Origin of the sequence: Pseudomonas syringae pv. tagetis (genome assembly GCF_022557255.1) — a bacterium.
GTDB classification, from domain to species: domain Bacteria; phylum Pseudomonadota; class Gammaproteobacteria; order Pseudomonadales; family Pseudomonadaceae; genus Aquipseudomonas; species Aquipseudomonas caricapapayae.
The window spans coordinates 1-24,950 of record NZ_CP092925.1; the positions used below are offsets into that span (position 1 = coordinate 1).

30 protein-coding genes and 2 pseudogenes are annotated in these 24,950 nt (G+C 53.3%); 23 read left to right on the top strand and 9 right to left on the bottom strand.

Features of this window, described 5'->3' with window-relative positions; genetic code table 11:
• The 8 genes from MME58_RS27130 to MME58_RS27165 all read left to right on the top strand — a co-directional run bounded on the left by MME58_RS27130 (window position 1) and on the right by MME58_RS27165 (window position 7,120).
• Window positions 1-1,314, top strand: coding sequence for a replication initiation protein (locus MME58_RS27130; RefSeq protein ID WP_055007032.1), 1,314 nt, complete (start codon window positions 1-3; stop codon window positions 1,312-1,314).
• Window positions 1,315-1,452: 138 nt separating this feature from the next.
• A complete protein-coding gene (locus MME58_RS27135) occupies window positions 1,453-1,878 on the top strand; it encodes a LexA family protein (protein WP_055007033.1) in 426 nt (141 codons plus the stop codon).
• Entirely contained in the window at window positions 1,871-3,154 is a 1,284-nt protein-coding gene (locus MME58_RS27140) for a Y-family DNA polymerase (protein WP_055007034.1), read from the top strand. The genes MME58_RS27135 and MME58_RS27140 overlap by 8 nt, the downstream gene beginning before the upstream one ends.
• Window positions 3,155-3,316: 162 nt before the next feature.
• Window positions 3,317-5,113 (top strand): HsdM family class I SAM-dependent methyltransferase, encoded by a 1,797-nt coding sequence (locus MME58_RS27145; RefSeq protein WP_055007035.1) that lies wholly within the window; start codon window positions 3,317-3,319, stop codon window positions 5,111-5,113.
• Window positions 5,113-6,192, top strand: a complete 1,080-nt coding sequence (locus tag MME58_RS27150; RefSeq protein WP_055007036.1) for a BsuBI/PstI family type II restriction endonuclease — start codon at window positions 5,113-5,115, stop codon at window positions 6,190-6,192. The genes MME58_RS27145 and MME58_RS27150 overlap by 1 nt, the downstream gene beginning before the upstream one ends.
• An 11-nt stretch (window positions 6,193-6,203) precedes the next feature.
• Window positions 6,204-6,530 carry an FxLYD domain-containing protein gene (locus MME58_RS27155; RefSeq protein ID WP_055007037.1) on the top strand — a complete coding sequence of 109 codons (327 nt, stop codon included), beginning with the start codon at window positions 6,204-6,206 and terminating at the stop codon, window positions 6,528-6,530.
• Between the two features lie 33 nt (window positions 6,531-6,563).
• Window positions 6,564-6,869, top strand: coding sequence for a hypothetical protein (locus MME58_RS27160; RefSeq protein ID WP_103360329.1), 306 nt, complete (start codon window positions 6,564-6,566; stop codon window positions 6,867-6,869).
• A gap of 41 nt (window positions 6,870-6,910) precedes the next feature.
• Window positions 6,911-7,120: a carbon storage regulator gene (locus tag MME58_RS27165; RefSeq protein WP_055007039.1), complete on the top strand. Its 210-nt coding sequence runs from the start codon at window positions 6,911-6,913 to the stop codon at window positions 7,118-7,120.
• 265 nt (window positions 7,121-7,385) lie between these two features.
• On the opposite strand, the gene MME58_RS27170 is transcribed toward MME58_RS27165, so the two are convergent.
• Window positions 7,386-7,748 (bottom strand): Rap1a/Tai family immunity protein, encoded by a 363-nt coding sequence (locus MME58_RS27170; protein ID WP_055007040.1) that lies wholly within the window; start codon window positions 7,746-7,748, stop codon window positions 7,386-7,388.
• A 336-nt stretch (window positions 7,749-8,084) separates the two neighbouring features.
• Between MME58_RS27170 and MME58_RS27510 the strand changes: the two are divergent.
• A pseudogene (locus MME58_RS27510) lies at window positions 8,085-8,327 on the top strand (DNA polymerase V subunit UmuC); the annotation flags it as partial.
• A 39-nt stretch (window positions 8,328-8,366) separates the two neighbouring features.
• Here the strand turns inward: MME58_RS27510 and MME58_RS27175 are convergent.
• Entirely contained in the window at window positions 8,367-8,741 is a 375-nt protein-coding gene (locus MME58_RS27175) for a DUF2513 domain-containing protein (protein WP_055007042.1), read from the bottom strand.
• Window positions 8,742-9,148: 407 nt separating this feature from the next.
• Between MME58_RS27175 and MME58_RS27180 the strand changes: the two genes are divergently transcribed.
• Entirely contained in the window at window positions 9,149-9,460 is a 312-nt protein-coding gene (locus tag MME58_RS27180; RefSeq protein WP_055007043.1) for a helix-turn-helix domain-containing protein, read from the top strand.
• Between the two features lie 19 nt (window positions 9,461-9,479).
• On the opposite strand, the gene MME58_RS27185 is transcribed toward MME58_RS27180, so the two are convergent.
• From MME58_RS27185 to MME58_RS27205, 5 genes and pseudogenes are all read right to left on the bottom strand, one after another.
• Window positions 9,480-9,860 carry a type II toxin-antitoxin system RelE/ParE family toxin gene (locus tag MME58_RS27185; RefSeq protein ID WP_055007044.1) on the bottom strand — a complete coding sequence of 127 codons (381 nt, stop codon included), beginning with the start codon at window positions 9,858-9,860 and terminating at the stop codon, window positions 9,480-9,482.
• Window positions 9,861-10,291: 431 nt separating this feature from the next.
• Complete coding sequence (locus tag MME58_RS27190) at window positions 10,292-10,507, bottom strand: hypothetical protein (RefSeq protein ID WP_055007045.1); 216 nt, start codon at window positions 10,505-10,507, stop codon at window positions 10,292-10,294.
• Window positions 10,507-10,743 (bottom strand): hypothetical protein, encoded by a 237-nt coding sequence (locus tag MME58_RS27195; RefSeq protein WP_055007046.1) that lies wholly within the window; start codon window positions 10,741-10,743, stop codon window positions 10,507-10,509. Before MME58_RS27195 ends, MME58_RS27190 begins: the two co-directional genes overlap by 1 nt.
• Window positions 10,744-10,771: 28 nt before the next feature.
• A complete protein-coding gene (locus MME58_RS27200) occupies window positions 10,772-11,005 on the bottom strand; it encodes a hypothetical protein (protein WP_055007047.1) in 234 nt (77 codons plus the stop codon).
• 227 nt (window positions 11,006-11,232) lie between these two features.
• A pseudogene (locus tag MME58_RS27205) lies at window positions 11,233-11,864 on the bottom strand (recombinase family protein).
• A 264-nt stretch (window positions 11,865-12,128) separates the two neighbouring features.
• On the opposite strand from MME58_RS27205, the gene MME58_RS27210 reads away from it, so the two are divergent.
• The gene (locus MME58_RS27210; protein ID WP_005734862.1) at window positions 12,129-12,827 is read left to right on the top strand and encodes a ParA family protein; all 699 of its coding nucleotides are present in this window, start codon (window positions 12,129-12,131) and stop codon (window positions 12,825-12,827) included.
• The gene (locus MME58_RS27215) at window positions 12,820-13,143 is read left to right on the top strand and encodes a hypothetical protein (protein ID WP_007253135.1); all 324 of its coding nucleotides are present in this window, start codon (window positions 12,820-12,822) and stop codon (window positions 13,141-13,143) included. Before MME58_RS27210 ends, MME58_RS27215 begins: the two co-directional genes overlap by 8 nt.
• An 855-nt stretch (window positions 13,144-13,998) precedes the next feature.
• On the opposite strand, the gene MME58_RS27220 is transcribed toward MME58_RS27215, so the two are convergent.
• Window positions 13,999-14,961, bottom strand: a complete 963-nt coding sequence (locus tag MME58_RS27220; RefSeq protein WP_055007049.1) for a tyrosine-type recombinase/integrase — start codon at window positions 14,959-14,961, stop codon at window positions 13,999-14,001.
• Between the two features lie 262 nt (window positions 14,962-15,223).
• On the opposite strand from MME58_RS27220, the gene MME58_RS27225 reads away from it, so the two are divergent.
• From MME58_RS27225 to MME58_RS27240, 4 genes are all read left to right on the top strand, one after another.
• A complete protein-coding gene (locus tag MME58_RS27225) occupies window positions 15,224-15,925 on the top strand; it encodes a FadR/GntR family transcriptional regulator (protein WP_054073083.1) in 702 nt (233 codons plus the stop codon).
• A gap of 63 nt (window positions 15,926-15,988) precedes the next feature.
• On the top strand, window positions 15,989-17,185 hold the full coding sequence (gene lhgO, locus MME58_RS27230) for an L-2-hydroxyglutarate oxidase (RefSeq protein WP_055007066.1): 1,197 nt from the start codon (window positions 15,989-15,991) through the stop codon (window positions 17,183-17,185).
• 36 nt (window positions 17,186-17,221) lie between these two features.
• Window positions 17,222-18,568 carry an MFS transporter gene (locus MME58_RS27235; RefSeq protein WP_080434044.1) on the top strand — a complete coding sequence of 449 codons (1,347 nt, stop codon included), beginning with the start codon at window positions 17,222-17,224 and terminating at the stop codon, window positions 18,566-18,568.
• 62 nt (window positions 18,569-18,630) lie between these two features.
• A complete protein-coding gene (locus MME58_RS27240; RefSeq protein ID WP_052810478.1) occupies window positions 18,631-18,813 on the top strand; it encodes a hypothetical protein in 183 nt (60 codons plus the stop codon).
• Window positions 18,814-18,817: 4 nt separating this feature from the next.
• Here the strand turns inward: MME58_RS27240 and MME58_RS27245 are convergent, their stop codons facing one another.
• On the bottom strand, window positions 18,818-19,174 hold the full coding sequence (locus MME58_RS27245; RefSeq protein ID WP_054073135.1) for a helix-turn-helix domain-containing protein: 357 nt from the start codon (window positions 19,172-19,174) through the stop codon (window positions 18,818-18,820).
• A 244-nt stretch (window positions 19,175-19,418) separates the two neighbouring features.
• Between MME58_RS27245 and MME58_RS27250 the strand changes: the two genes are divergently transcribed.
• The 7 genes from MME58_RS27250 (at window position 19,419) to virB5 (ending at window position 24,924) form a co-directional block, all read left to right on the top strand.
• Complete coding sequence (locus MME58_RS27250) at window positions 19,419-19,952, top strand: transcription termination/antitermination NusG family protein (RefSeq protein ID WP_055007051.1); 534 nt, start codon at window positions 19,419-19,421, stop codon at window positions 19,950-19,952.
• 89 nt (window positions 19,953-20,041) lie between these two features.
• Window positions 20,042-20,284, top strand: a complete 243-nt coding sequence (locus MME58_RS27255) for a hypothetical protein (RefSeq protein WP_054073137.1) — start codon at window positions 20,042-20,044, stop codon at window positions 20,282-20,284.
• Between the two features lie 12 nt (window positions 20,285-20,296).
• Window positions 20,297-21,004 (top strand): lytic transglycosylase domain-containing protein, encoded by a 708-nt coding sequence (locus tag MME58_RS27260; RefSeq protein ID WP_055007052.1) that lies wholly within the window; start codon window positions 20,297-20,299, stop codon window positions 21,002-21,004.
• Window positions 21,004-21,339 carry a hypothetical protein gene (locus MME58_RS27265; RefSeq protein ID WP_054081668.1) on the top strand — a complete coding sequence of 112 codons (336 nt, stop codon included), beginning with the start codon at window positions 21,004-21,006 and terminating at the stop codon, window positions 21,337-21,339. Before MME58_RS27260 ends, MME58_RS27265 begins: the two co-directional genes overlap by 1 nt.
• A 12-nt stretch (window positions 21,340-21,351) precedes the next feature.
• Window positions 21,352-21,840, top strand: a complete 489-nt coding sequence (locus MME58_RS27270; RefSeq protein WP_080434040.1) for a VirB3 family type IV secretion system protein — start codon at window positions 21,352-21,354, stop codon at window positions 21,838-21,840.
• The gene (locus MME58_RS27275) at window positions 21,743-24,235 is read left to right on the top strand and encodes a VirB4 family type IV secretion system protein (protein ID WP_228409383.1); all 2,493 of its coding nucleotides are present in this window, start codon (window positions 21,743-21,745) and stop codon (window positions 24,233-24,235) included. Before MME58_RS27270 ends, MME58_RS27275 begins: the two co-directional genes overlap by 98 nt.
• A gap of 2 nt (window positions 24,236-24,237) precedes the next feature.
• Complete coding sequence (gene virB5 / locus MME58_RS27280; RefSeq protein ID WP_011152909.1) at window positions 24,238-24,924, top strand: P-type DNA transfer protein VirB5; 687 nt, start codon at window positions 24,238-24,240, stop codon at window positions 24,922-24,924.
• The last annotated feature ends 26 nt before the right edge of the window (window positions 24,925-24,950 follow it).

Consider the following 24,950-nt stretch of genomic DNA (forward strand, 5'->3'; position numbering starts at 1 on the left):
ATGAGCCACGACAACGCGATCAGTCTTGCCCGCGCGACCTCACCCACGGCCAACGCCGATCCGCTGGCCAGCAGCACTCACCTTCCGCCAGCGCGGTTTTTCGAAGACGGCACCGCGCTCAATCGGTTATTGCTGGAAGCGCCGTACCTGGCGCGGTGCAGCGACGACAAAACCGCGACCCGCGTTCGTCCTCGTGAATACGCGCTGCGTTACCCCTACATGCAGGTCAATCGTCCTGGCATGGTGTCCTGGCTGGTGTTCGACCTGGACCATGCCAACGCCTTGGCCTGGGACGATGCCGGTTTACCTGCGCCGAACCTGATGGTGCGTAACCGCAAAAGCGGTCATTCCCAGCTGTTCTACGCCGTGCCGTCTGTGTGCACCACCGAGAACGCACGGGCCAAGCCGATCCAGTACATGAAAGCGATCTATGCCGCGTTTGCCGCTCGCCTCGACGCGGACGTGGACTATCACGGTGGCCCTGTCGCCAAAACACCGGGTCACCCTTGGTGGGAGACGACCGAGTTCCACAGCCACGTGTATGAACTGGGCGAACTGGCGAGCGCGGTGGAGTTGACTGTCAAACCGTGGGCCACCGGCCCCAGGCTTGACCAGGTCAGCCATTCGCGGCACTGCATCCTGTTCGAGCAGCTGCGTTATTTTGCGTACAGCATCGTCAATCGTGAGCGCGAGCTGGGGTCGTTCGAGTCGTTCATGCGCTCGCTTGATGCGTATGCCTACAACCACAACAGCTTTCTAAAGCAGGGTTTTTCCGAAAACCTGCCGCTGTCGTCGATACGCGCCACGGTCAAATCCGTAGGCCGCTGGACGTGGGATCGCTACACCGGTGATCGCCGTTGCCACCGAGGGGCCATGCAGCTCGATAGCAGCTTGTCCCTCACCGAACGGCAGAGCCTGGCGGCCAAGCGCACTCATGAACTGCGGCACAAAGCCACAGAATCGAAGATCCGGGCCGCGTGCCGGCAGCTTCAAGACCAGGGAAAGGCGTTGGCACGTTCTGCCATTGCAACACTCGCCGGCGTTTCGGTAAGAACGGTGTCCAGCTACACGCACATTCTCACTGAAGTCTCCCAACCGGCCACTGTGAGCGTTCTCAGGGGCAGCCGTAAGGCTGTGTCCGTACCACCTAGGCAAGATCGTTCACCCTCGACGCCACCCGTTCAGGCCCCTGTAGGTCAGCCTGCTGATGGCTCCGTCTTAAGTGTGCAACATGGTGTACATCAGATATCTGCGGTCCCGCAGGGGCCGCAAGCCGGACTGCCCTTTAAAAAAGAACATGAGGATGGTTCATGATGGGGAGTGGGCATACAAACTCAGTGCGTGCAGCGACTTCCTTGCGTGCTGTTGGTCGGCCTGAATTGACGTGCTGAGTCTGTGAGACGTTAACTGTACGTCCATACAGTTAACTCTGTTTCCAGCCAGGTTTGCATCATGAACGTCAAAATACTCGGTCGGTTGTGCGGGTCCGGAAAGGTCACACCCCTCTACACCTTTAAAATCCCTGCCGGTTTTCCCAATCCAGCGGCGGACCACATCGAGCAGGACTTTTCATTCGACCGGTTGATGGATTTGCGTGCGCCGCATATCTACGTGGCCAAGATCGACGGCGACAGCATGGAGGGTGCGAAGATTTTTCATGACAGCCTGGTCGTGGTGGATCGATCCCGAAAGCCGTCCAGTGGCAGCATCGTGATTGCGGCCCTCAACAACGAGCCGCTGTGTAAGATTCTCATCCTGCAGGGTGATCATGTCGTGCTGAAGTCAGCCAATCCCGCCTATCCGCCTCGGCATGTCCTGGAGGGCGAAGAACTGTCGATATGGGGCGTTGTGAGACATGGCGTGACTAGTTTTGAATAAGAAGCCCACGCCGGTGTTTGGCCTGGTCGATTGCAACTCGTTTTACGCGAGCTGTGAGCGCGTATTTCGACCTGACCTGGCTAAGGTCCCTATCGTAGTTCTCAGCAACAACGATGGCTGTGTTATTGCCCGCAGCTACGATGCAAAACCTTACGTGAAGATGGGCGCGCCTTATTTCCAGATCAAAGACGTGCTGCGTCGTCACGGCATCCAGTCGTTCAGCAGCAATTTTGCGCTTTATGGCGACTTAAGCCAGCGCGTGATGGCCATCATAGAATCCATGGTCCCTGCGGTTGAGGTTTACAGCATCGATGAAGCGTTCGCAGACCTCTCCGGCATGCCTGGCAATTTGACCGAGCTTGGAAGATCGATTCGATCAAAAGTCTACCGCTGCACCGGTATCCCGGTGGGTGTGGGAATCGCACCCACCAAAACGCTGGCCAAGCTGGCCAACCACACCGCCAAACGGCTGCAAGCGCACACGGGCGGCGTCGTGGACATCTGTGACCCTGAGAAACGCGATTGGGTGCTGCGCAATACTTCTGTTGGGGAGGTCTGGGGCATCGGTCGAAAAATGAAAGCGCATCTGGAGGGCATGCAGATCCTGTCGGCCAAGGACCTGGCCATGGCCGATCCCTGGATGCTGCGCAAAATGTTCAGCGTCGTGATCGAGAAAACGGCACGCGAGCTGGCGGGTACTGCGTGCCTGGAGCTGGACGAAGTCGAACCGCCACGCCAGGAGATTTGTTGCAGCAGAATGTTCGGCAAGCGACTGACCGAGCTGGGTCCGATTAAAGAGGCGGTGGCCACCTACACGATGCGCGCCTCTGAAAAGCTGCGAGCCCAGGGTTCGGTGTGCAAAAAGATCAGGGTCAGCATTCGTACCGGCATGTTCAACCCAGACGAGGCCAAGTACGCAAACGGCGCACTAGTGCAGCTCCCCTACCCCACAAACGATGTGCGGCTAATGACTCAGTACGCGACCGAGGCGGTTTCGCGGATTTTTCGACCAGGCTTCAGGTACAGCAAAGCGGAAGTGCTGTTGATGGATATATGCCAGCCAGGCGAGTTTACCGATGACCTGTTCGCAACCAGCCAGCCGATTAGTTCAGATAGGCTGATGGCTGCTTTGGACTTGATCAATGGCAAGTGGGGACGCGGAACGCTGCGTACAGGATCAGTGCCGGTCGTTCCAGATTGGGGCATGCGCCGTGAGCAGATGAGTCAGAGCTACACGACGCGGCTTGATCAGCTGTGGGTTGTAAAGGCTAAGTAAACACATGATCAATCTTGAGGTGTACTCCAACCGGAAAAAGTATAGGCGGACATGAGGGGCTGACTCCGGTCAGCAGTGTTTGTCGTACGATTTTTTCCGAAATCTATGGCTTCCCCAAGTAATATAGACTCTACGCCGCGCAAACAGGGAGACATCGCTCATATGGCACAGGCAAAACTTATACGGCAGATAGGCCTTACGGCGACGGAGTCTCCGAGTCAGATGCTGGCCTCTGCACGCATTATGGCCCGTGCATTAGCCAGTACGTTTCCGATTGAGCACCAGTTAGCTTTGGCACGGGCTTTCGGTGTTCGTCTAATAGAGAGTTGGTGGGATGAACTGACCAGCATCGACATCGTTTCTCCAGACCTTAGAGCGCCGCTCCAGCCTTTCACTGTGGAAGTGCTCCCTCAAGCCGCTGCTGCACTGGCGGAGACTATTGGTCGTATTGCCGCGAGCTTTGATGCTGAGACAGCCGCCTATCAAATAGGACTCACCTACACGGGGATGCTTCCTGCGGAACACCGCGGGACATACGGTGTTTTTTACACGCCCCCCGTTTTGACAGCCCGATTGATCGAGAAAGTGACCACAGCTGGCATAGACTGGGCAACGTGCCGTGTGCTTGATCCGGCCTGCGGGGGGGGCGCTTTTCTCGTGCCCATCGCCCAGCGAATTATCAATGAGGCGAAGACCTGTAGTCCAAAGCTGCTGATGCAAAGCATAGGTAACCGTCTACGCGGTTACGAGATTGATCCTTTCGGTGCGTGGCTTACGCAGGTTACGTTGGACGCGGTGGTACTCCCGGTGAGCCGCATCGCAGGCAGACGGCTTCCGGTGATGGTCACCGTCTGTGATTCGTTGCGTCGAAGCCCTGTGAGAGATCGTTTTGACCTGGTAATAGGGAATCCTCCCTATGGCCGAGCAAAACTTGATACAGAAACGCGCGATCGTTATAAACGTTCGCTCTATGGCCACGCCAACCTCTACGGACTGTTTACGGATTTAGCGTTGCGTCATACCAAACTGGGTGGGGTTATCGCCTACGTTACGCCGACCTCCTTTCTTGCTGGTGTCTATTTTAAAAACCTACGGGCTTTGCTTGGCCGATCGGCCCCACCGTTATCCATCGATTTTGTCACTGTGCGCAAAGGCATGTTCGATGATGTGCTGCAGGAAACAGCATTGGCCACTTACCGGCGCGGTGCTGCTGGTGCACCGGTGGTGGTGGCAGAAATTTCACCGGTAACAGACGGCTTGGCGATCCAACAAACCGGTGTGATTGATTTTCCTGCTGATCCTTCGTTGCCATGGCTTTTGCCCCGTACTGCCCAACAAGGCGCATTGGTGAAGCGTTTGACGCAAATGCCGCACCGCTTGGCCGATTGGGGCTATACGGTGAGCACCGGTCCGCTTGTATGGAATCGATACAAGAGCCAGCTGGCACACCGTCCAAGCAGCAAGCGGTTACCGCTCATTTGGGCCGAAGCAATTACTGCGGATGGCCATTTCGTATTTCGTGCTGAAAAGCGAAATCACGCGCCTTACTTCGAACTGCAAGCCAATGACGGGTGGATGGTGACGACCAAACCATGCGTGATCTTGCAGCGGACCACCGCCAAAGAGCAGAGCCGGCGACTAATCGCTGCCGCGTTGCCTGCCGAGTTCTTGAAGACACACGGAGGTGTCGTTATCGAAAACCATATCAATATGATCCGGCCGATCAGCGAGGTGCCGGAGGTCAGTGCAGAGGTATTGGCGGCCTTTATTAACAGTGGGGCAGCTGATCGCGCATTTCGCTGCGTCAGCGGCTCGGTGGCTGTTTCGGCCTACGAGCTGGAATCGCTACCGTTGCCTGCACCAGACGACCTGGGCGAACTGACTCGTTTGGTAAATGCAGGGGCTGATCGTCAAGCAATCGAAGCCGCTTGCACTAAATTGTTTGAAGGGGATAGGTAGTGCTGCCACCGTATGTAGCAAGGGACTTGGTTGCCGAACGTCTACCGCTAATTTTCCCGGAAGGGACGCCCAATAGAACGTATTGCACGCGCGAACTGGCGGCCAGCACTGTATTCACAATGCTCTACATCGGAGCAGTGGAGGGATCTGGCGTTCTATTGGGGCCGGTGCACGTTTATCGAATGACGGATCAGCAGGCAGCGGATGGCAGTGACGAAGCGCGTCACAACTACAGGTCGAATTTGCGAAAGCGCAATTTCACCATTCCTGGGAAGCGATGGTACGCCGACAACACGCGCGAACCCATTCGGGATGAGACCTTGCGCGAGGGGCTGATCGCCGTTGGTGCAGTCATCGAGGACAAGACCGTTTCCACGACTGCGGGCGCTCCGCGTTATGCGCTCAGAAATGGGCTCGCTGCGCTGTTTTCTCCATCATTGAAAGGGGACGAGTTGGCATCCGCCATCCTGCGTTGGCAAGAGGAGCACCTGAACAAAGGGGCGCTTGCAAGGATTGCTCTGATGCGCCTTGGAGGAGCTGACAAGGAGGGGGTTCTGGTCCGTTTTCCCAATGGGGAGACCCGTACGTTAGCCCCTGGCCCCAGTTCGGAGATATCCCGGGCGGTGGTAGAGGTCTTCGCAAAGCAATTCCTGGCGAAGCCTGTTGTCCTTTGGCTGAGCGAGTCCAGCAACAAAGTGGCTATGCAGGATTTACGCATGGCTTCCAGCATAGGCCTGGATATCGAAGCGCAAAAAAACTTACCTGACTTGATCCTGGTTGACTTGGAACCGGTTCATCCGCTGATCGTGTTCGTCGAGGTGGTGGCCACCGACGGTGCGATTACAGAACGCAGACAAGAGGCTTTATTTTCGCTCACGGACAAAGGTGGGTTCAAACGATCGAGCGTAGCATTCGTCACGGCCTACGCGGACCGTCAGACACAAGGTTTTAAGAAGACCATTAGCGGTCTTGCTTGGGGCTCATTCGCTTGGTTTCTGAGCGAGCCCGACAAGGTATTCATGCTAAGTGACGGTATAAAACCGTTGTCAGGATTGAACGAAGTTATCACACGACAATAAGGGAGCAATTTATGAAATGGTACCCGATCCTTGGGGTGTTTACATTGGCCATCATGGTTGGCGCTAATGCGGCTGATAAGGTGGAAGTATCCAACCTGACAGTGACAGACACCGCGTCCGGAAAAATTCACTATATCCAGGGCACAGCGCACAACGTGAGCGGGGCCCCTTTGGGCTTCGTTGCGTTGACTTTCAAATTGTATGATTCGGAAGATAACGTTGTCGGCAACGCCTTGGCGGTTGGCCAGGGTATTGGAACGAATGAGAACTACAAGTTTTCAACCGGCACCACTCTGGAATTCTCGCGTGTTGAACTCAGTTCTATAGAGACACAGTGACCATTGCTCCATCATCAGATGAAGAGAATTACCATGGAATTACTGACTACCCCCCTCCCCTTGGGCTACAGGCTTGTCGAAAATCTTGGTGTGATTTCCGTGACTAGCACGATCCAGATCACTCAAAAAGGCTTGATTCAATCGTTCATGGATCGAAACCGCAACGAGTGGTCGGAAGCGTATGAGTCATTCATGGCCAGTGCACCCCGTGGGACAACAATCCTTTTCGGTGTACAGGTGACAACCGCTATCGGCGTCTTTGGCAACGGTGGATTTCTCTATGTGACAATCACGGGTACCGCAGCCGTTCATGAAGTGAGCCATGAGCACCCAAGGTAATAGAGTGTTGGCCCAGTTGTCCTAGTAAAAAGGAAAATCGTATGCTCCTTCTCACTCGCCGCGAAGGTGAAAACATTATGATTGGCGATGCAATTCAGGTCCAAGTCCTAAGCGTTTCAGAGGGGGCTGTGCGTATCCAGATTGAAGCTCCGGATTTCGTCGAGGTTTGCGAAGTGAGCGACCGCAAGCACGGTCCGGCCATCACTCATAAGCGGCGGCGCTCGTTGGTCACCAGGTCGAAATCAAGGTAGCCTCTGCTCAAGGCCCTCTCGTATATAGGAGAGCCTACAGAATACGGAAAAAATCGTACGGTAAGCAACGTCGGCAGGAGGCAAGCCCTCGTGCAGCTTGGGCTGTGTCCGAATAAAGTACAGTCCAATTGACGGTGCGGTTGATAGATGCGCGAGCCTAGAAGCTGGGCAAACCAGCATCATCCTCACGGGTAGCAGTCAGCTTCTAGCACCCCAACCTGACAGGATTCACGCTAGCGTACAATTTTTTCCGTCTTCGTAGCTCTCACTGGCATGGGAACGCTTGTTTGAAGGCAATTGAGGTCAGGACCATCGCGTCCTCATTCAGCTTTTCGGGGTGGGTGTCGAGGTATCGTTGAACCACCTTTACAGCCTGAAAACTGGTAAAGCCATCATCAGGAAAACAGACATTCACTCTATCAGGGCTAAGTACCTTAGCTATGCGGATTCCGTCTATCATTCCATTTATGTACCCCGCGCACACACCTGATGCAAAATATTTGGATGGAGGTGTTGGGTCTTTGATTAAAGCCTGGCATTGCTCGGAAAGCTCGGTTCCCGTTACAGCCATCGCAGCACCGCTACACAGCATTCCAACTGTTATCATCACTACAGCAAATATTTTCATGTAAGCCGTCCTTGCGCTGTCCGTATCCGCCAACGTGAGGTTAGCTCCAGCGTAGAGATAGAATGGGGGAGCCCGAAGAATTCGGACAAAATCGTATGTTAGGCCATCGTTTTCGGTCAGACTTTTAGCAAGATCACAATACTTTTCAAAGAGTTATGGTCTTTATGCGTGTTCGTTTGAAGTACACCTCAACCCGGCGTCAGGCTACTCACTGGCACCGCGTCAGACTAGGGCCGTTTTCTGCATTTTCTGACGCCGAGGCGTCTATCTTTATGGTTTCAACCTGGCATGTAGAATGCTTAGCGTACGATTTTGTCCGTTTTCTCTATTCCCCCCTTCAACCCTGATGAGGCCAAGTATGCGAACGGCGCACTGGTCCAGCTCCCCTACCCCACTAACTATGTGCGGCTGATGACCAAATATGCGACCGAGGCGGTTTCGCGGATTTTTCGACCAGGTTCCAGGTACAGCAAAGCGGAAGTGCTGCTGATGGATATTTGTCAGCCAGGCGAGTTTACCGATGACCTGTTCGCAGCCAGCCAGCCGGTGAGTTCAGATCGACTGATGACTGCCTTGGATACCCACTGCGGCTGTACTATTCGTAAGAATGGGATATGTTCATGGTAGCTCGATGCCCAGCTTCTCCTTGAGCACTTCCTTGCCATAAGCCTTCCCGAGCTCCAGCAATACCCCTAGGCCTGCAACACCTGCCTTTTCTGCACCGGCCTTGGTGCGCCGCCACACCTCGCCATCGCGAATAGTGTCGAGGAACTCATGCCCCTTGTAAGTCAGCCGCTGAGGTTGCCACCTGAATCGGTCCATTCCGCCAGTATTTAGAGCCGCCAGCAGACCTGCTTCATCCAAGAGCCGAACGTGATAGGAGACCTCTTCGGAAGGTCGATCGTCGATTTCCAGCACGATGAGCCCTTCTGGCTCAGCGTATGCTTCGATAGCCAGCAGGATTTCTCGCACTAGGTCTTTGTCGAGCTTCATCAGCGGTGTATTTCCATAGTTGGGGGGGGGGCCTGTAAAAAATGAATACCTACTGGGTGCAAGTGGCTGGCGCAGACGGCTGTTCGTCGGATCACCGGGTAGTTCTGCCGTTGCTGAAGAGATTTTTAGGAAGCGTCTAATCTGCTGAATACAAACGCCAAACGCTGAGAAATGGCCTCGAACGTATGGCTAAACGGCTACCTACTCAGATGTCTAAACGCAAAGCTGGAATAATTATGCTGTTGCATTGTTACCAGAAAAGATAATAGTATGCGTAAGGTCGAATAATCGCGTAATCGGTTGACACGCATGTCAACTTTCGATTGCCCCCAACCCCGACCGTAATGCTAACCCTGAATTTTCATACCAGTGAGACCTAGCCTCCATTTCGCATAGGAGGGTCAACCATGAGCCAAAATATTTTCGAACTGTTCACAGACGATCCTGTGGAATTCAACATGAAGCACCTGAAAACTCAGCTTTTCATGGTATTGATTGCTTTGATCCGTCAGAAGGGTTGGAATCAAGCCACAGCAGCTCAAGAGCTGAATATCACAAAGCCTCGCATGAGTAACCTGTTCAAGGGATATTTGGAAAAGTTTTCAATTGATGCTCTGCTACAGATGCTGGTGCGGATCGGCTATAAGATTGACGCGGACTTCGATCCCGAAAATAAAACCCAGCCGCTAGTCATGAATCTGAAAAAAGCGATGCTCTAAAGCATCGCTATCCTCACGCTCAAGCAGCTTTGGGTTCGCTCCCCAAAGCTTTTAGGCGCTTTCCAACCACATTTTTGATCTGCCGATCTTGTCCATTCGTGGTTTTTTCACAGACATGTAACACAACAAGCTGCCCTGATACGCCCGTGTAATAGATGCATCGCCAAGCGGGGCTCCCGTTGATGCAAAGCTCGTAAACACCATGCCCTAAAGAGCTCAACGGGCTTGAATCACAGGTTAGGTCTTCGTTTGCTGCCTTGAGGTTGATGTTGATGAGGAAGCGGTCTCGTTCCCTATCGGGTAACTTTTTCATCTCCTTCACAACTGCTTTTTCAGGGAAGAAACGGATGTTCAGTGGTTTACGGGTGTTTTCGTTGATGTCGCGTTTTTTGTGGGCCACGGTGTGGGTCCCTCCAGATAGATGTTAGGGGATTCAGGAAAGGTTTCATCGATACTTCCTCTTTGGGTTGGGGTTGAAAAAGTTACACCGGTCGACCGGCAAACTCTTCCTGACTTGCTCTCTGTGGTGCAGTCGGCAAATCCGTTGTCCGCCAAATGAATGGCTGACAGATATATTTTATCAGAAAAAATAACTTTTAGGATCCAAACGACAGGCAAGATCGATTGGACTTGCGGATCGGTGACGAACGGTCGATTGGCAGTTTATTTACTTTGGGGGACTAGTTTTCAGAACGTAAAAAAGCCCCCTTGCCTGCTGAAAGCGAGGGGGCCGATTGAATACAGCCTCGTTATTGACAGCTCCTTGATGGGTGGCCAAAAGCATTCAGATCCAGGCTGCGGGTTTCGTTAGGCTCGTTCCGGGGGTACGTGTCAGCCTAGGCCGTTGGCCCGCGCTATATCAGTTGCCGTTGGCAACGCCCGGTCCTTTTTCACGTAACGGCCCAGCACGTAGCAGGCCACCGGCAGATCACCGCGCGGCTGCACCGATGACACGACCGCCACGATGCGCCAGCCCGTTGCCAGCGCCTCGTTGACCTCTCCCGTGTCAAACAGCTCTTGGATTTCGTCGACCTCATGCAGCTGCATCAGTAAGCCTCCTGATCGTACTGCGCGATAGTCTTCGGCTCGGTCTCACCAATCCAGCCGAGCACATACTCGGTGCTGGGCAGACTTTCCCATTGACCGGTTTCGAGATTGCGTTCATGGCTCACACCGGGCCGCACCAACAACAGTACCCAGCCGTCTTGCAGGTGCCGGTTCACTTCGTGCTCCAGCTCCAGCTCGCGCACCTGCTTAACGTTGCTTATAAAAAAATCCGCCATCCTTAACGCTCCTTTGGTCATGTAAAGCTCAGTGATCCCCGCCTTCAGCAACCTCTGGGCGTAGACGCTTGGGCAGCAGCACACCTGCGGCGCCCTTGGGGGAAGCTGCGGTATGGGGCCGGCCCAAATGGTACTCGGCGTACTGACTGGTGCCATCTTGCATCACACACACCGCCAAAATTACCCAGCCGTCATCCAGCAGCGTCTGAGCTTGCTGCTGCCCGTTGACAGTACGCAGTTGCTTAATGTCTTCAATGGCCATCGATACTGCTCCTTGCTTGAATGATGGCTTATTGTAATCAAGTCTAGGCCACGAGGTTCCTTTGTGTGTTGCAAAATCATGCGTCCTGCACGTCATGTCCGACGAGGGCTTTAGAGTCGGAGTCTAAATCGATGTAGCTAAAGCGCGAAATGTTGTGTGTGGGCGACGGAACAGCAAACGTGCGACGCACGGAAGACCGGGCGTAAAAATAATGGTTATTGCTACGTTCATAACTTCGCTTTGGCTTGGTTCTGTGCCCACACACGCTTGACCTGGCTGACACTGACCCCGGCCAGCCGAGCAGTCTCCGCAATGCTGCATCCACCGCTTTTAAGCGCGATGACTCGTTCATGCATTTTGGTATCCGGCTTACGACCAAGGTATTGACCTGCATCCTTGGCCAAGTCTATGCCTTGTCGCTCTCGCCGGTCCTCGAAGTCGTCACGCGCTATTTGTTAGGCCACACGCAACAGAATGTCTTGTACGCCGCGCCTTGTAACACCACCTTGGTGACGCCGCTGGATGCTTCGGCCAATTCCGATAGATCGACGATGCCGGGCACCGCCAAGCGTGCGCCCTTAGCCTTGATCGCGTCCGTAAGCCTTTCTGCTTCGACCAAGGGAAGACGGCTGATTTGGTCGATCTTCTCAGCGATGACGACTTCACCTGGTTGCAGGTCCTCGATCATGCGCAACAGCTCGGGACGGTCTGATCGAGCGCCCGATGCTTTTTCGCGATAGACCGCGGCCACGTAGTAGCCCGATGCTCGCGCATTGCCAATGATCGCTTCCTGGCGCTGCAAGTCCTGGTCTTCTGTACTGACACGCAGGTACACCCGCGCAACATTGAGAGTCGTCATCATATGGCCCATTTTGGTATACCTAAACGGGCCGAGCTTATCAGCCATGGCGTTTACGTTGGTATTTGCTCCGTTGCTCCCAGCCCTCGGTAGTCCACTACGCTCAGTTAGCTAAGTAATACGTCTTGATATCTCTTGCTATCTTAGGATATTTTTCGGATATCATGAGATATCTGTTGATACTTTAAAGGTACCTTGTTATGTTTAGTTGAATATCTATCATTAGATAGCTTTTGATAGCCATAGGTATCCGGAGATATCGATATGCCAACAATCCCTTTTATCAGCCCCAAGGGTGGGGTAGGTAAAACCACCTCATGCCTAGCTCTAGCTACCCAGCTAGCCGCCAGAGGAGTAGGTGTGACAGTAATCGACGCTGACCCTAACTACCCGATCGCCAAATGGGCGGCGGGTGGGCATTGTCCTTCCAATATGACAGTTATCTCCGGAGTGACGGAAAACAACATCGCGAGCAAAATTCGTGAAGCTGCAAATCTCGATCCGTTCGTAATTGTCGACCTGGAAGGTACTGCCGCCAAAATTGTGGTGCTAGCGTTACAGGAGGCAGATTTTGTCGTTGTGCCGATGCAAGGGTCTTTACTGGACGCAGAGCAGGCGGGCAGGGCGGTTTCTCTGATACACGATCAAGAGCTAGCTATGAGAAGGCATCTGCCAGGCTATAGCCTGCCATTCTCAATTCTGCTGACACGCACACCCCCTGCCTACCAAACCCGAACTATGTCCAATCTACGTAGGAGTCTTGTGGAGAAGCAGATTCCTATGTTCGAAACGGTAATGACAGAGCGTGAAGCCTTTCGAGCGATGTTCTCCTTTCAACAGCCTTTGGGTGACTTGAATGCTTCTGAGGTACCAGGCATCGATAAGGCTGTCGCTAACGCTGATGCATTCGCTGCAGAACTCGTATCAAAACTCCAACCGGTGGGGGAGGTAAGTGATGACTGATAAACGAATCGACCCTTTTGCGAACTTGGGTAATTTCAAGCCGAAAGGGGAGGAGCAGCGTCCGGCAGACGTTGAGGTTATCGAAAAGATATCTAAAGATAACAATTTTCCTTCGCGGGCGGCGCCGGAAGCCAAGCCTGCAAAGCGTGCACGGTTTAACTCCAGTTCGCCAAAAAAACAGCTCAACATCAAGGTGACAGAAGCTTGTCATGATCGTTTCTATGAGATGGCCGAAAGACGCGGTATCAGAGTCCTTGGTGATCTAGTGAGCTTGGCCTTAGACGCGCTCGAAGAAAGGGACTCTCAAGTCAAATAGTGATGCGCGGTAGCATTTTCCATGAACAACAGCTGGAGCCTGCTGATACCCTTGTCAGGAGGCCCCGCCCCGACTCTCTCAAGATTTAGCACGATTCCCGTAAATCCTGACAGAGAGGCCGTATGACCACCCGCCGCGCTACTTCGCTTCGCCCTGGGCAATTCAAGCATCTGATCCGCGTTGCATTGTCACTGGCAGCCTGCCAGTTGCATGGGCCACAGACCCTCGGTCTTTGACCTGCCTGAGTGTTATTTCAAGGTTGATTACTCATTTAGACGCCATCCTGTTGATTCCAGCTAGGGTTACGTCACGACCTCATGGCCCAGAAGGAAGACGGAGACTGGCTCAGTGGCATGCAATATGAGATAACCCGGCGACACTCAACATGGAAGATTAAGACAATTGCGCGCCACAGACGTATTTAAACCAAAGGGCATTCCCACCCACACCCTAGTCCGAGAGCCAGTGGCACCGGCAGCCAGCATCTCATTCGATGACGCCATCGAAGAAGGAGGCACCCTGATCAGGGTCGTAGGGCCATCCAAGTCCGGCAAAACGGTTTTCGTTGATACCAAGGCGGAGGCTCGTAGATACATACGGATATCTGCGTCCGGCCTGAAGAACGCACTTGAATTGTGGACGAGAGTCTTAGCCAGCGCTGGCGGCGAGGCCGAACGAACTACTTCGACAGAATTCAAGGGCACCGTGGGTGGTGAAGCCGGGGCCAAGGCCAGCGCAGGAATTGTCCTCTTCAAAGCCGAGACTGAAGGGAAGGTCAAGGCTTGAATCGCCCCGGGTTACGTTGAACTTCTTTTTATCGAATTATAATCATTAGGTTGATTCCTAACCGCAAATTCAATATTTCACCTTATATGTCGGTGAATCCTCAGGCCGATTCTCACGCCGATCATAGATCTTGGTCGTGCTGATATTGGCATGTCCGAGCCAGGCCTGGACCTTGGCGATATCGGCCTCGTGCTCCAAGGCATTGGTCGCGGCTGTGGCCCGCAGGCCATGCACGCCCAGCCCGGCCACCTCAATCCCGGCCTTCTTGGCGTAGGCTTCGACCACGGTATAGATGCCGTTGGCCGAAACGCCGGCACCGGTCGATTTGCCTCGTAGCGATATAAACAGTGGGACCTTCTTGTCGTCCAGGTGATGACCCGAACGTTCCAGATAGAGATGGATGCGTCCGGCCGCGACGGGGTGCAGCGGTAAAAACCGCACCTTCCCGCCTTTACCGTGGATTTTCAGGTGCTGGATACCGCGCCTCTCCTGGATGTCGCTGACCTGCAACTGCGCGGCCTCTTCGCGGCGCAGGCCATGGTAGAGCAGCACGGCCAGCATGGCCCGATCACGCAGTCCCTTCAGCGTGCTTTCATCCGGTGCCTCGAGCAGGGCTTTTGCCTGGTGATCACCCAACGCAGGTGTCTTGCCTTCGTTGCTTTCTATCCTCGGTCGTTTGACCCCGTGCACCGGGTTGCCCCCGGCGACGGCATTGTTTTCCAGGAGGTGATCGAAGAGGCTGGCCAGCGCGGCCAGTTTGCGTCGGATGGTGGCCCCGGCCAGGCCGCGTTGTTCCAGATCGGCGCGCCAGGCCAATACATGCGCCCGGGTGACCTGGCGAAAATCATCGGCGCTGGCGAGCCCTATAAAGGAAGAGAAATCCGTCAGGTCATTTTGATAAGCACGGCGTGTGCGCGGGTTGTCCAGGTTGGCAAACCACTCGACCGCTGACGGGACTCTGGCCAGCTGCTGAAATTCGACCGCCGTTAGCCTGCGGTGGTCGTCGGAGACTATTTTTGTCACTTCCTGCATGTGTAACCCCCCTTTTGGATCATCGACGAACACGAATCGTCATTTCGCTCACCAAAAATACGCCAATGCCCAGCAGCGTACACGACCCTGAAAAATCCGAAATAAGTGGTGATAACGTATTTTATCACCAGTTATTTTGTAATTGTTGGCCTGTTGTGCCCGGTTAATCAGGGACATGAATCGGTGACCATTCGTCGGCTAGGATAGTAATTGGATCCTGTTTTCACTAGCCTGATTGTCAGACAACCGGACCCATGCATCTATGTTTAATATTTCACGCCCTCATTCGCTCGTTGAAAGCGTTGTCTCTGCAATTCGCAGAGAAATTGCGAGCGGGGCGCTACCAGCAGACACGAAGTTGCCCACCGAGCATGAGTTAGCTGATCAGTTCAGTGTGAGTCGGTCAGTAGTGCGAGAAGCTATTTCGCAGCTCAAGGCTGATGGCATATTAGTGATTCGCCGAGGCAGTGGTTCATATGTTTCTCAAACACCGTGTGGAACCGTTTTTCGGCTGCCAAGCAACGAGAGTCATCCGGCGGATTTGGCTAAACTTTTTGAGCTGCGTTCATGGGTTGAGATACAAGCAGCTTCAATAGCTGCGCAGCGGCGTACAACCCCAGATCTGGAGCGGCTGTCAGACGCAATGTCGTTGATGGAAAGTAAAGCAGGCGATTTCACCATCTCTTCTCAAGCGGATGTGGATTTTCACAGTGCCATCGTAGCCGCGTGCAAAAATGAGTACCTAGCAGCATTCCATGATTTCCTAGGCAGTCAGTTAGTCCAGGCCCGTTTCTTGGCTTGGGAAAACTCTTCAAGGCTTGCTGTTGGGCCAAGCGGTGCTATCCGTGAGCACCGTGAAATCTATCATGCAATCGAAAAACGAAACTCGGCTGAAGCTGCCCACTGTGCTCGTTTGCATTTGAAGGCTGCCGCACTTCGGCTCAATATTGACGTGGCGGAGTAGGGCAATGAGTACATCATTTGCAACTCCAATTAGTTGTCAGACAACCTGACATATAGGGCATTTATGATTTACGATTTCTGCGTGATCGGGGGGGGGATTGTAGGACTGGCCACAGCCTTGCAACTGCTTGAGATTCACCCTGGCGCGTCGCTCGTGCTTATAGAGAAAGAGACCGCTATAGCTAAGCACCAGACTGGCCACAATAGCGGCGTCATCCATGCTGGGGTCTACTACGATCCCGGCAGCTTAAAAGCCACACTGTGCAAGCGAGGCGCAGAGCTGACGAAATCATTCTGTACAGAACATAAGATTCCGTTTGAAGTCTGCGGAAAAATGCTGGTCGCATCTAACACTCGGCAATATTCACTGCTCAGTAAGTTGGAAGAAAGGGCTCGAAAAAATGGTCTTAATGTTGCAAGACTTGATGCTTCGGAGCTCAGTAGGCGCGAACCCAATATCACAGGTTTAGGTGCACTATTTGTAGACAGTACCGGTATTGTAGACTATCGAATAGTTTCCAGTGTCATGGCTAATCTGATAGAAAAGAAAGGTGGGAAGCTAGAACTTGAACAAAAGATAATTGCCATACAAGAGCATGCAAGTCATGTATCAATTTCTTCGGATAAAACAACATGGAGCGCGAAGAAACTAGTTGTATGTGCAGGCTTGCAATCAGATCGCTTGGCAGCTTTGGCGGGTCTAAATGTTGACTTCCAAATTATACCTTTTCGTGGCGAATACTTCCGTCTACCGCCAGAAAAAAACATTAGCATCAACCACCTAATTTACCCAGTGCCAGAGGTGGGGCTACCTTTTCTTGGCATTCATTTGACTCGAATGATAGACGGAGGAGTTACTGTAGGTCCCAATGCTGTACTGGGATTGTCCCGTGAGGGTTATGCGAAGCTTGCATTCAATGCGCGGGATGTCTTGCAGTATGGGGCATACTCGGGATTTTGGAAGCTTCTCGGTAAGAACTTAAGCTCTGGCTTAAGTGAGATTAGAAACACTGTTTGCAAAAAAAGCTATTTAGAGCAATGTCGTCGTTATTATCCTTCGCTCACTCTTGAGGACTTGCAGCCATTAGAGGCTGGAATACGTGCACAGGCAGTAACTAAAAAAGGAAATTTTGTACAAGACTTTTTGTTTGTACAAACTCCAAGAATGCTACATGTTTGTAATGCGCCATCACCTGCTGCAACATCTGCTATGCCGATTGCCGAAATGATAGTTTCCAAGTTAAGCGGTACTGGAATCTAATTGATACAAATCAGACTAAAATGAATGGACGCGACCATGAATAAAAATACTAAGTTTATGGGTGATGAAAGCCCAGCACAGCGAAAAGTTCGATTGCGAAAAGTTGCTGCGGCAACCATTGTAGGCTCCATGCTGGAGTGGTACGATTTTTATTTATATGCATTGATGGCTGCCACGGTATTCTCCAAAGTTTTCTTTAATCCAGTGGATGCGCAAAATGCCACGCTATTATCGTTCTCGACATTTGCAATAGGCTTTATAGCTCGCCCTTTTGGAGGGGTTTTGTTCGGACACTTAGGGGACAAATTTGGTCGCAAAAGAATGTTGATAGTAACCTTTTGTCTCATGGGGGTTTGTACCACTCTTATCGGTCTAATTCCTGGCTATACCACCCTGGGTATCTGGGCACCAATAACGTTGGTATTCATCCGCATCCTCCAGGGGTTGGGTGCAGGCGCTGAGCTCGCCGCAGCAGCTGTGACGGCGTATGAGCATGCAGAAGAGAACAAGCGCGGAAGCCAGGGCGCGTGGCCCGCTCTGGGGTTGAATCTGGGTCTGCTTTTATCGTCGCTGACGGTCTATCTTCTGACGATGCAAGGTGAAGAGTTCTTGCTTGCTGGAGGATGGAGAATACCATTTATAGCCAGTATCGTTCTGGTGATGGTGGGATTGTGGGTGCGCAGAAGCATTCCTGAAACGATTGCATTCCAGGAGATTAGTGAAGAGAACAAATCACAGGCCACCTCCAACTCCGGGATAGAAAAAGCGCCTTTGCTGACTTTGCTTAAGAAAGACTTTAAAGGTCTCATCGTCGTGCTTCTTGTAGCAATCGGGTACAACGCATTAAGTTATATATTTAAGACTTTTTCACTTGCCTATCTCACCTTGTACAAGGGGGTGTCTGCAAACACCACGTCTCTTGCTGTGACCATTGCTAGTCTAATAGCCATCTTCGCGGTACCTTGCTTTGGTGCTTTATGTGATCGTTGGAGCAGTAAAAAAGTGTTGATGGCAGGGGGGGCTTTTTCGGCAGTTTTTGCGTACTCTTTCATGCAGCTGTTAGAAACAGGCCAGAATTTGTGGATCTATGTAGGTATCGGTTTTGCAACTGGTGTACTTGCTCCGATGATGTTTGCCCCACAAGGCTCTTTTCTAAGTCGTCAATTTCCTACAAATACAAGGTCATCAGGTGTAGGTACAGGTCGTGAGATTGGTACTGCAATTGCTGGAGGCCTAGCCCCACTTGGAGCGTTAACGCTAGTTTCTAGTTCTCCGACGCACTCAACAGATGGTGTAGTGTTAATTTTAATTTTATCAGCAGTTTTGTTAATAGTGGCTAGCGCATTCGATCAAGGTGGCAAGTGTTCCACCTACAAAAACTGAAGAAAGGCTCCCTTTTTCATGTTTTTCATAGGCTCTGTGTGCACAGTATGTGGAGAAAAATAATGATAATCAAAAAAGATGAAGTGAGAGAAATTAAAGAATTGATCGAGCTGATACGCTTAGACGAAAGATTTTTGTCTTTATTGTCTGATGGTGTTTTTCCTATAGATGATGAGGCAGTTGAATTCAACTATCAACGTCGTTTTAGAATTATGGAAATTTCTCGTAAATACGGGTTGAATTGAGGTTTTATATTTTTTCACCTGACTTGTTGCAGGTCGTGAATTTGTTCATGAATGCCAGAATCTCTTCTAGAGATTCTGGCGAATCAACTTCTATTGCTTTGTCAGCGATTGCCTGTCTAAGCGATATCAGGCGCGTCCTCAGTACGTCTTGGCCGCCTGGTAGCAGTTCCCCAGGCGCTACGTCAAATGCCAATGAAATTTTTATCAACTGCTCGACACCGGGGAGGTAAATACCCCTTTCATAGCAACCTACCAGTGGCGCATCACAGCCTATTTTCTCAGCCAGAGCGGCTTGGCTCATTCCTGACAATTTACGAAGAGCCTTGATTTTTGCTCCTACGAAGGTTCGAAGCGTGTCCATTTTCTACCCATAAAACTCCATGATTTCATGAGGTTGGCTTTCATAAAAGAAAGATGTCTATCTAATAGATAGAATTCTGTTTACTTTTTTTTCTGCTTGCTCTATTTTGTTCACTACAAATCCGTCACCTGTTGGCCATCTCGGCCCAGTCATAGACGGAGCTGATTTTCCATCAGCAAATCACTCGCCCCTGCGCTCAGCGGTTTGGGAATTCGAAAGAGCGCCTGATCAAAAGGATCTGAATATGAAAAATTGGCGTGTTTTGATGCACAATTCTTCTGTTTATCAGTCACTTATCACGTCGATCGAGCGATTGGATGTAGAGGTGTTTTCCCCCACCAGAAAAACCTCTCGCAAACGCACGGATCGTCCCTCATCGGTAGAGAAAGAGGTGCGCTTGTTTCCGGGGTATCTGCTGCTGCGCTTCGATCCCCAAGTGACGCATACCACCACCATCACAGCGTTGAATGGTGCTCATGGGTTCGTTCATTTCGGCGGTCAAACCTGTGAGTTTGGCGGTCAAGCGTGTGTCATGCAGGACAGCACAGTAGAGGGCTTGAAGGCGGCGGCTTTGGTTCGTGCCAACCGAGCGCTTGATTGCATCGAGTTTCGTAATTTGCCGACTGAGCTGGAAAAGACGCTGCGCTTGATCATCGACATGAAATCTGAAGCTGCGCGCCGAGCAGCGTTCTTAGCGCTCCTGGCTCAGGACGCAGCGCTGGAGCGCCTTGTTAGACGATCCGGAACCCTTTGCTACTCGATGGTAAATGCTGCCTAGGCTTTTACCACTTCCCACGATTTCCCATTTCACCGTCTGGTCTAGCCAGGCGGTGTTTTTTTGCGTTCTCACAGCCCTTAGGAGTTCCCATGGCGTCATCCGAAGATGAAGCAACCACCAAGACAGTAAGCGTTTATATCCGAGCGGTCAGGGTGGAGGCGCTGAATAAAGCTGCGATACGGGTGAGCTATGAAACCCAAAGCTCCAGGCAGATTTCACCCTCGGAGCTTGCCCGGTATCTGATCGATAACTTTCTTGAAATGGCCGTTGGGCAGCTGATTGAAGATTCCAAAAAAACGGTACCCGGCAAACCTCTTACGGCCCCAGATTAAAAGGAACCTGTAATGCTCACCACCAGTGCCTTTCTGGCCCTGGCTATGCAATGCGCTCCCTCGATACACCCAGACACGCTGACTCCCATCGTCAAGACAGAATCCTCCTTCAATCCTTATGCCATTGGCGTGGTCGGCAGAGTGTTGCCGCGTCAACCGCAAAGCCTGGATGAAGCCGTATTGGCGGTGAAAAAGCTGGTCGCAGAGGGCGCTGACTTCAGCATTGGCCTGGGCCAGATCAACCGGCAGCATTTCGATGTCAGCCGACCCGAACCCGTGTTCGAACCCTGCACCAACCTGCGCATGTCCGCTGCTGTTCTTGAACAGTGCTATGCAGTGGTCAGCGCCAAGGAGCCTAACCGGCAGGCCGCGCTGCATAAGGCTATTTCCTGCTACTACAGCGGCAACCCCAAAGGCGGATTCAAGGCTGAGGCAGCTTTTGGCGGCAGCAGCCATGTGCAACGTGTGTTGGCCAACGCAGGCACGGCCACCGTGACGGTCCCCGCGCTGGAAGGCGGATCACCCGAACCGAACAAGCTCCAGCGCGCTCAGGCCCCGGCGTCCGCCGTTGAGCCGACCTATGAAAGCTGGGACGTGCTGCGCCAGTACCCGCGCTATCTGCCACCTGCACCACCGTCTGTTTCTGCTCCACCGGCTTCCCCAGCTCCACCAGCTGCATCCCCTGAAGAAGCCTCAACTCCCCCCAAAGAGGATCAATGATGATCAAACGTACCCTTGTGCCCAACAAAGGCGAGCTGGGCATTTTATTAGTGGCCTTGGCCTGCCTGCCCGGTATCGCCTCCGCTGACTGGCTGACCACGTTAAACCAGTGGGGCAGCAATATCCGCCTGGGCCTCTACACCCTGGCGGGCACCCTGGGCCTGATTTGCCTGATCTGGTCAGGTGCCCAATGGCTGATTGCTCGCTCCACGGGCGACCGCTCGCACACCTTCATGGACTACCTAGAGCAGGTAGGTGTGCTGCTGGTCGTTGGTGGATCTGTGCTCCTCGGCACAGCGGCTTGGCAGGTATTCGGCACCGGCGTGCCGGGTTGACCAGGAGCGCTTATGGCCGGTAACGAAGTGCTCAAAAAAGAGGTTTCCCCAAGCTACAACGCGATGAGTCGGCCCGCGATGTTCTGGAACATCCCCATCATGCCGATGGTGGGATTGCTGATGGGCGGCTTGATCTTCGGTGTTGCCGCGACGTTTCTGCTGTCCTGGGTGTGGGGCCTGGTCGTTGCCTCTCCATTCCTGATTGCCCTTATCGCCTTGAGGGTTGTTGGCCTGATCGATCCTCAATATTTACGCCGCGTCCGCTTTGCACTGCGGCGTCTCCGGCTGAACCTCAAGTACGGCAAACCGTTGTTGCTGACCCCCATTAATCCGCAATGGAGCAAATTCTATGGCGCACGATTTTCACAAAAGCGTTATGCCAGCGGAGGACAAAGTGCCGCTGATGGGCTATCCGGTAGACGAGCTCATGACAACCCTGTCAGGCAATCGCCTGGTGAGCCTGATCCAGCTCAAGGGGGTCTCCCCAGAGACCCGCAGTGATGAAGAACTGATCCGCCTGTGCGAGACCCGCAACCGCTACTTTCTGGCGTTGGGCAAGAAAGAAGGAAAAAACCTGTTGGTGCACACCTACACCACCAAGACAGGCATCGAGCTGGATACGCAGTACACGATGCCACTGCCTGCCCTGCAGGACTTCGTGGACGCTTATACCGAACCGTTTCGCAACGGCACCTTCTACCAGGTGGGCTACGGCCTTGCCCTGGTTCTCAAGTACCGCGAGCTGGATGACGGAATCCAGCGCATGAACGACCTGTTGTCACTGACCAGAACCCTACTGGCCGAATATGACCCAGCGATCATGGGCCTGGAGGAGAACGAACACGGCGCATTGTTCTCGCAGATCGGGCGCTACTACAGCCTGCTGATCAACGGGCACGAAAAAGACGTGCTGGTCAGTGATACCCGTCTGGGCGACGCGATCATTGATAGCGTCACCAACTTTGAAAACTACGATTTTGTGGAGAACCGGCCCAACCGAGGCGGTCAGCGTTTCGCGACCACCTTTGACCTGCGCGACTACCCCAGTGGTGGGACTTACCCGGGCATGTGGGATGAAGCCAACGAGCAGCAATTCGAGTTCACCCTGGTGCAAACGTTTCTGTTCGAGGACCGCAACAAGGCCAAGGACAAATTCCAGAAACACAAGGCGGATCTGGGCTCCGTCGAAAACGACTCCCATCAAATCAAGGAGCTTGAAAAAGCCATCGAAGACATCACCCTGGGTGACAAGGCGTTCGGTCGTTATCACGCCTCTCTGATCGTCTACGGCAAGACCCCGGACCAGGCCATCGAGAACGGCACGAAAATGGCGTCGGTGTTTACGGTGCGTGACGCGACCTTTGTGCGTTCGACCATGAGCAACGTCGATACCTGGTACACGCAGTTCCCAGGTGTGACCGAGGCCATGTACCCCATGATGAAATCGACCGAGAACCTGGCGGACAGCTTTTCACTGCACTCCACCCCTACGGGCAAGGTCAAGGGCAACCCCATTGGCGATGGCACAGGGTTGATGCCCGTGCTGACGGCCAACAAGGCGTTATATGTCCTCAACGTGCATGACAGCCCGCCCGGCCAGAACAACCTCGGTGAAATGTTGCCAGGTCATGCGGTTTACACAGGCCAAACAGGGGTCGGTAAAACCACCAATGAGGCCATCCTGTTGACCTTTCTCAGCCGCTTCGATCCGCTGATTTTCGGTATCGACTACAACGAGTCGCTGAAACACCTGCTGTGTGCATTAGGGGCCGAGTATTACACCGTGCAGCCTGGGCACTTCACCGGCATCAACCCGTTTCAGTTTCACGACAGTCCTGGGTTGCGGCAAATGCTGAATGACCTGGTGCTGTGCTGCGCCGGTGGTCCTGCGAAGACCGATGAAGCCGACCAGCGCACGATCAAGGATTCGGTCGAAGCGGTCATGTCGCACACCAATGTGCGTCTTCGGGGCATGTCGCTGCTGCTGCAAAACATCCCTCTTCGGGGTGGCAATTGCCTGCACACCCGGCTATCGAAATGGTGCCGTCTGGCCGGTGAAGGCCGCGAAGGTCAGTACGCCTGGGTTCTGGACTCGCCCATCAACCAGTTCAATGCGCAAACCTACCGGCGTCTGGCCTTTGACTGCACGCAGCTTCTCAAGAACGACTATGCCGATAAGCACCCGGAAGTCATGGAAGCGTTTCTGAACACGCTGTTCTACATGAAGCGCGAAATGCATCAGGCCCGACCCGGCAACCTGCTGCTGAACGTAGTGGCCGAGTACTGGGCACCGTTGTCGTTCAAAAGCACAGCGGATGCAATCAAGGAGGTCCTGCAGAGCGGACGCATGCGCGGGGAAATCCTGATCATGGACACCCAGTACCCCGAGCAAGCGCTGGCAACGCCTTACGCTGCGGCAGTCATTCAGCAAGTGACGACCCCCATCTGGCTGCCAAACAAAAATGCCCAGGCTGACAGTTACGCGAAGTTCGGCGTCACGGGCAAGTTGTTCGAGGCCGTGCGTGATATGGGGCCGTTGAGCCGGGAAATGGTGGTGCAGCAGGGTAACCAGTCGGTGAAGCTGAAGATGGAGCTGGACGGCCCGCTCAAGTATTGGCTGCCGCTGTTATCAGCTACAAAAAAGAACCTGGCGGTCGCTGAGCGTATTCGGCAACACCTGGGCACGACCGATCCCACGGTGTGGGTCGATGCGTTCCTGGTGGCCGAGGCCGTGCGCCAATGGTTGAACACCGACGATCCCGCCGTGTGGCTGCCTGCGTTCGACTATGCCGAGGGCTTGCGCCAGTCCATGAACACGCGGGAAGCACAGCGCTGGATGCCAGCCTTTCAAAAAGCCTGGAAAGCCCTTCAGGAACAGAATGAAATAGAGGTTTAGCCATGAAAAATCACGTGATGGCTTACGCGCTTAGCGCGCTCATGTTGACCACAGTCCTGCCTGCTGCGCATGCGGCAGTACCAGGCGTTCCGGTCCTGGATCCGTCTAACCTGCTCGCGCTGAAGGCGAATGCGTTGGCCCAGGCCAAGCAGGCGATGGACGCGCTGAGCACGGCCAAAGACGCGATCACACAGACCGCGCAGCAATACAACCACTACAAAAGCATCATCACCGGCAACGACATGTTGGGTGGGTTCCTGAACGATCCCGCCTTGAACAAGGTCATGCCTCTGGGGGACTGGGCCGATGTGTATAGCACTGGACGGGATATCGCCAGTTTGCGTGACCGCTACGGCTTAACTTCGGATAATGCCAGCGTGCAGGCGAAATTCGATCAGATGATGTCGGCTGCCGATGCGCTGGAGCGCAATTACAACGCCAGCACTGAACGGGTCAAGAACGCCGAGCTGCTAAGGGCCCGGTTAAACGAGGTGCAGACCCCACAGCAGAAGGAGGATTTACAGCTGCGTTACCAGCAGGAGCTGATCGAGCAGCAAAACCAGCAGATGCGGCTGGCCAACATGCAGATGCTTCAGCAGCAGCAAGAGAAAATGGAAAACGAAAAACGGGCACAAGCGTTCCGTGACTACATGAGGGGTAAAACGAGTGTGCGGCCTAGCTATGAGTGATTAACCAATAACTTCAAAAAGGGAAT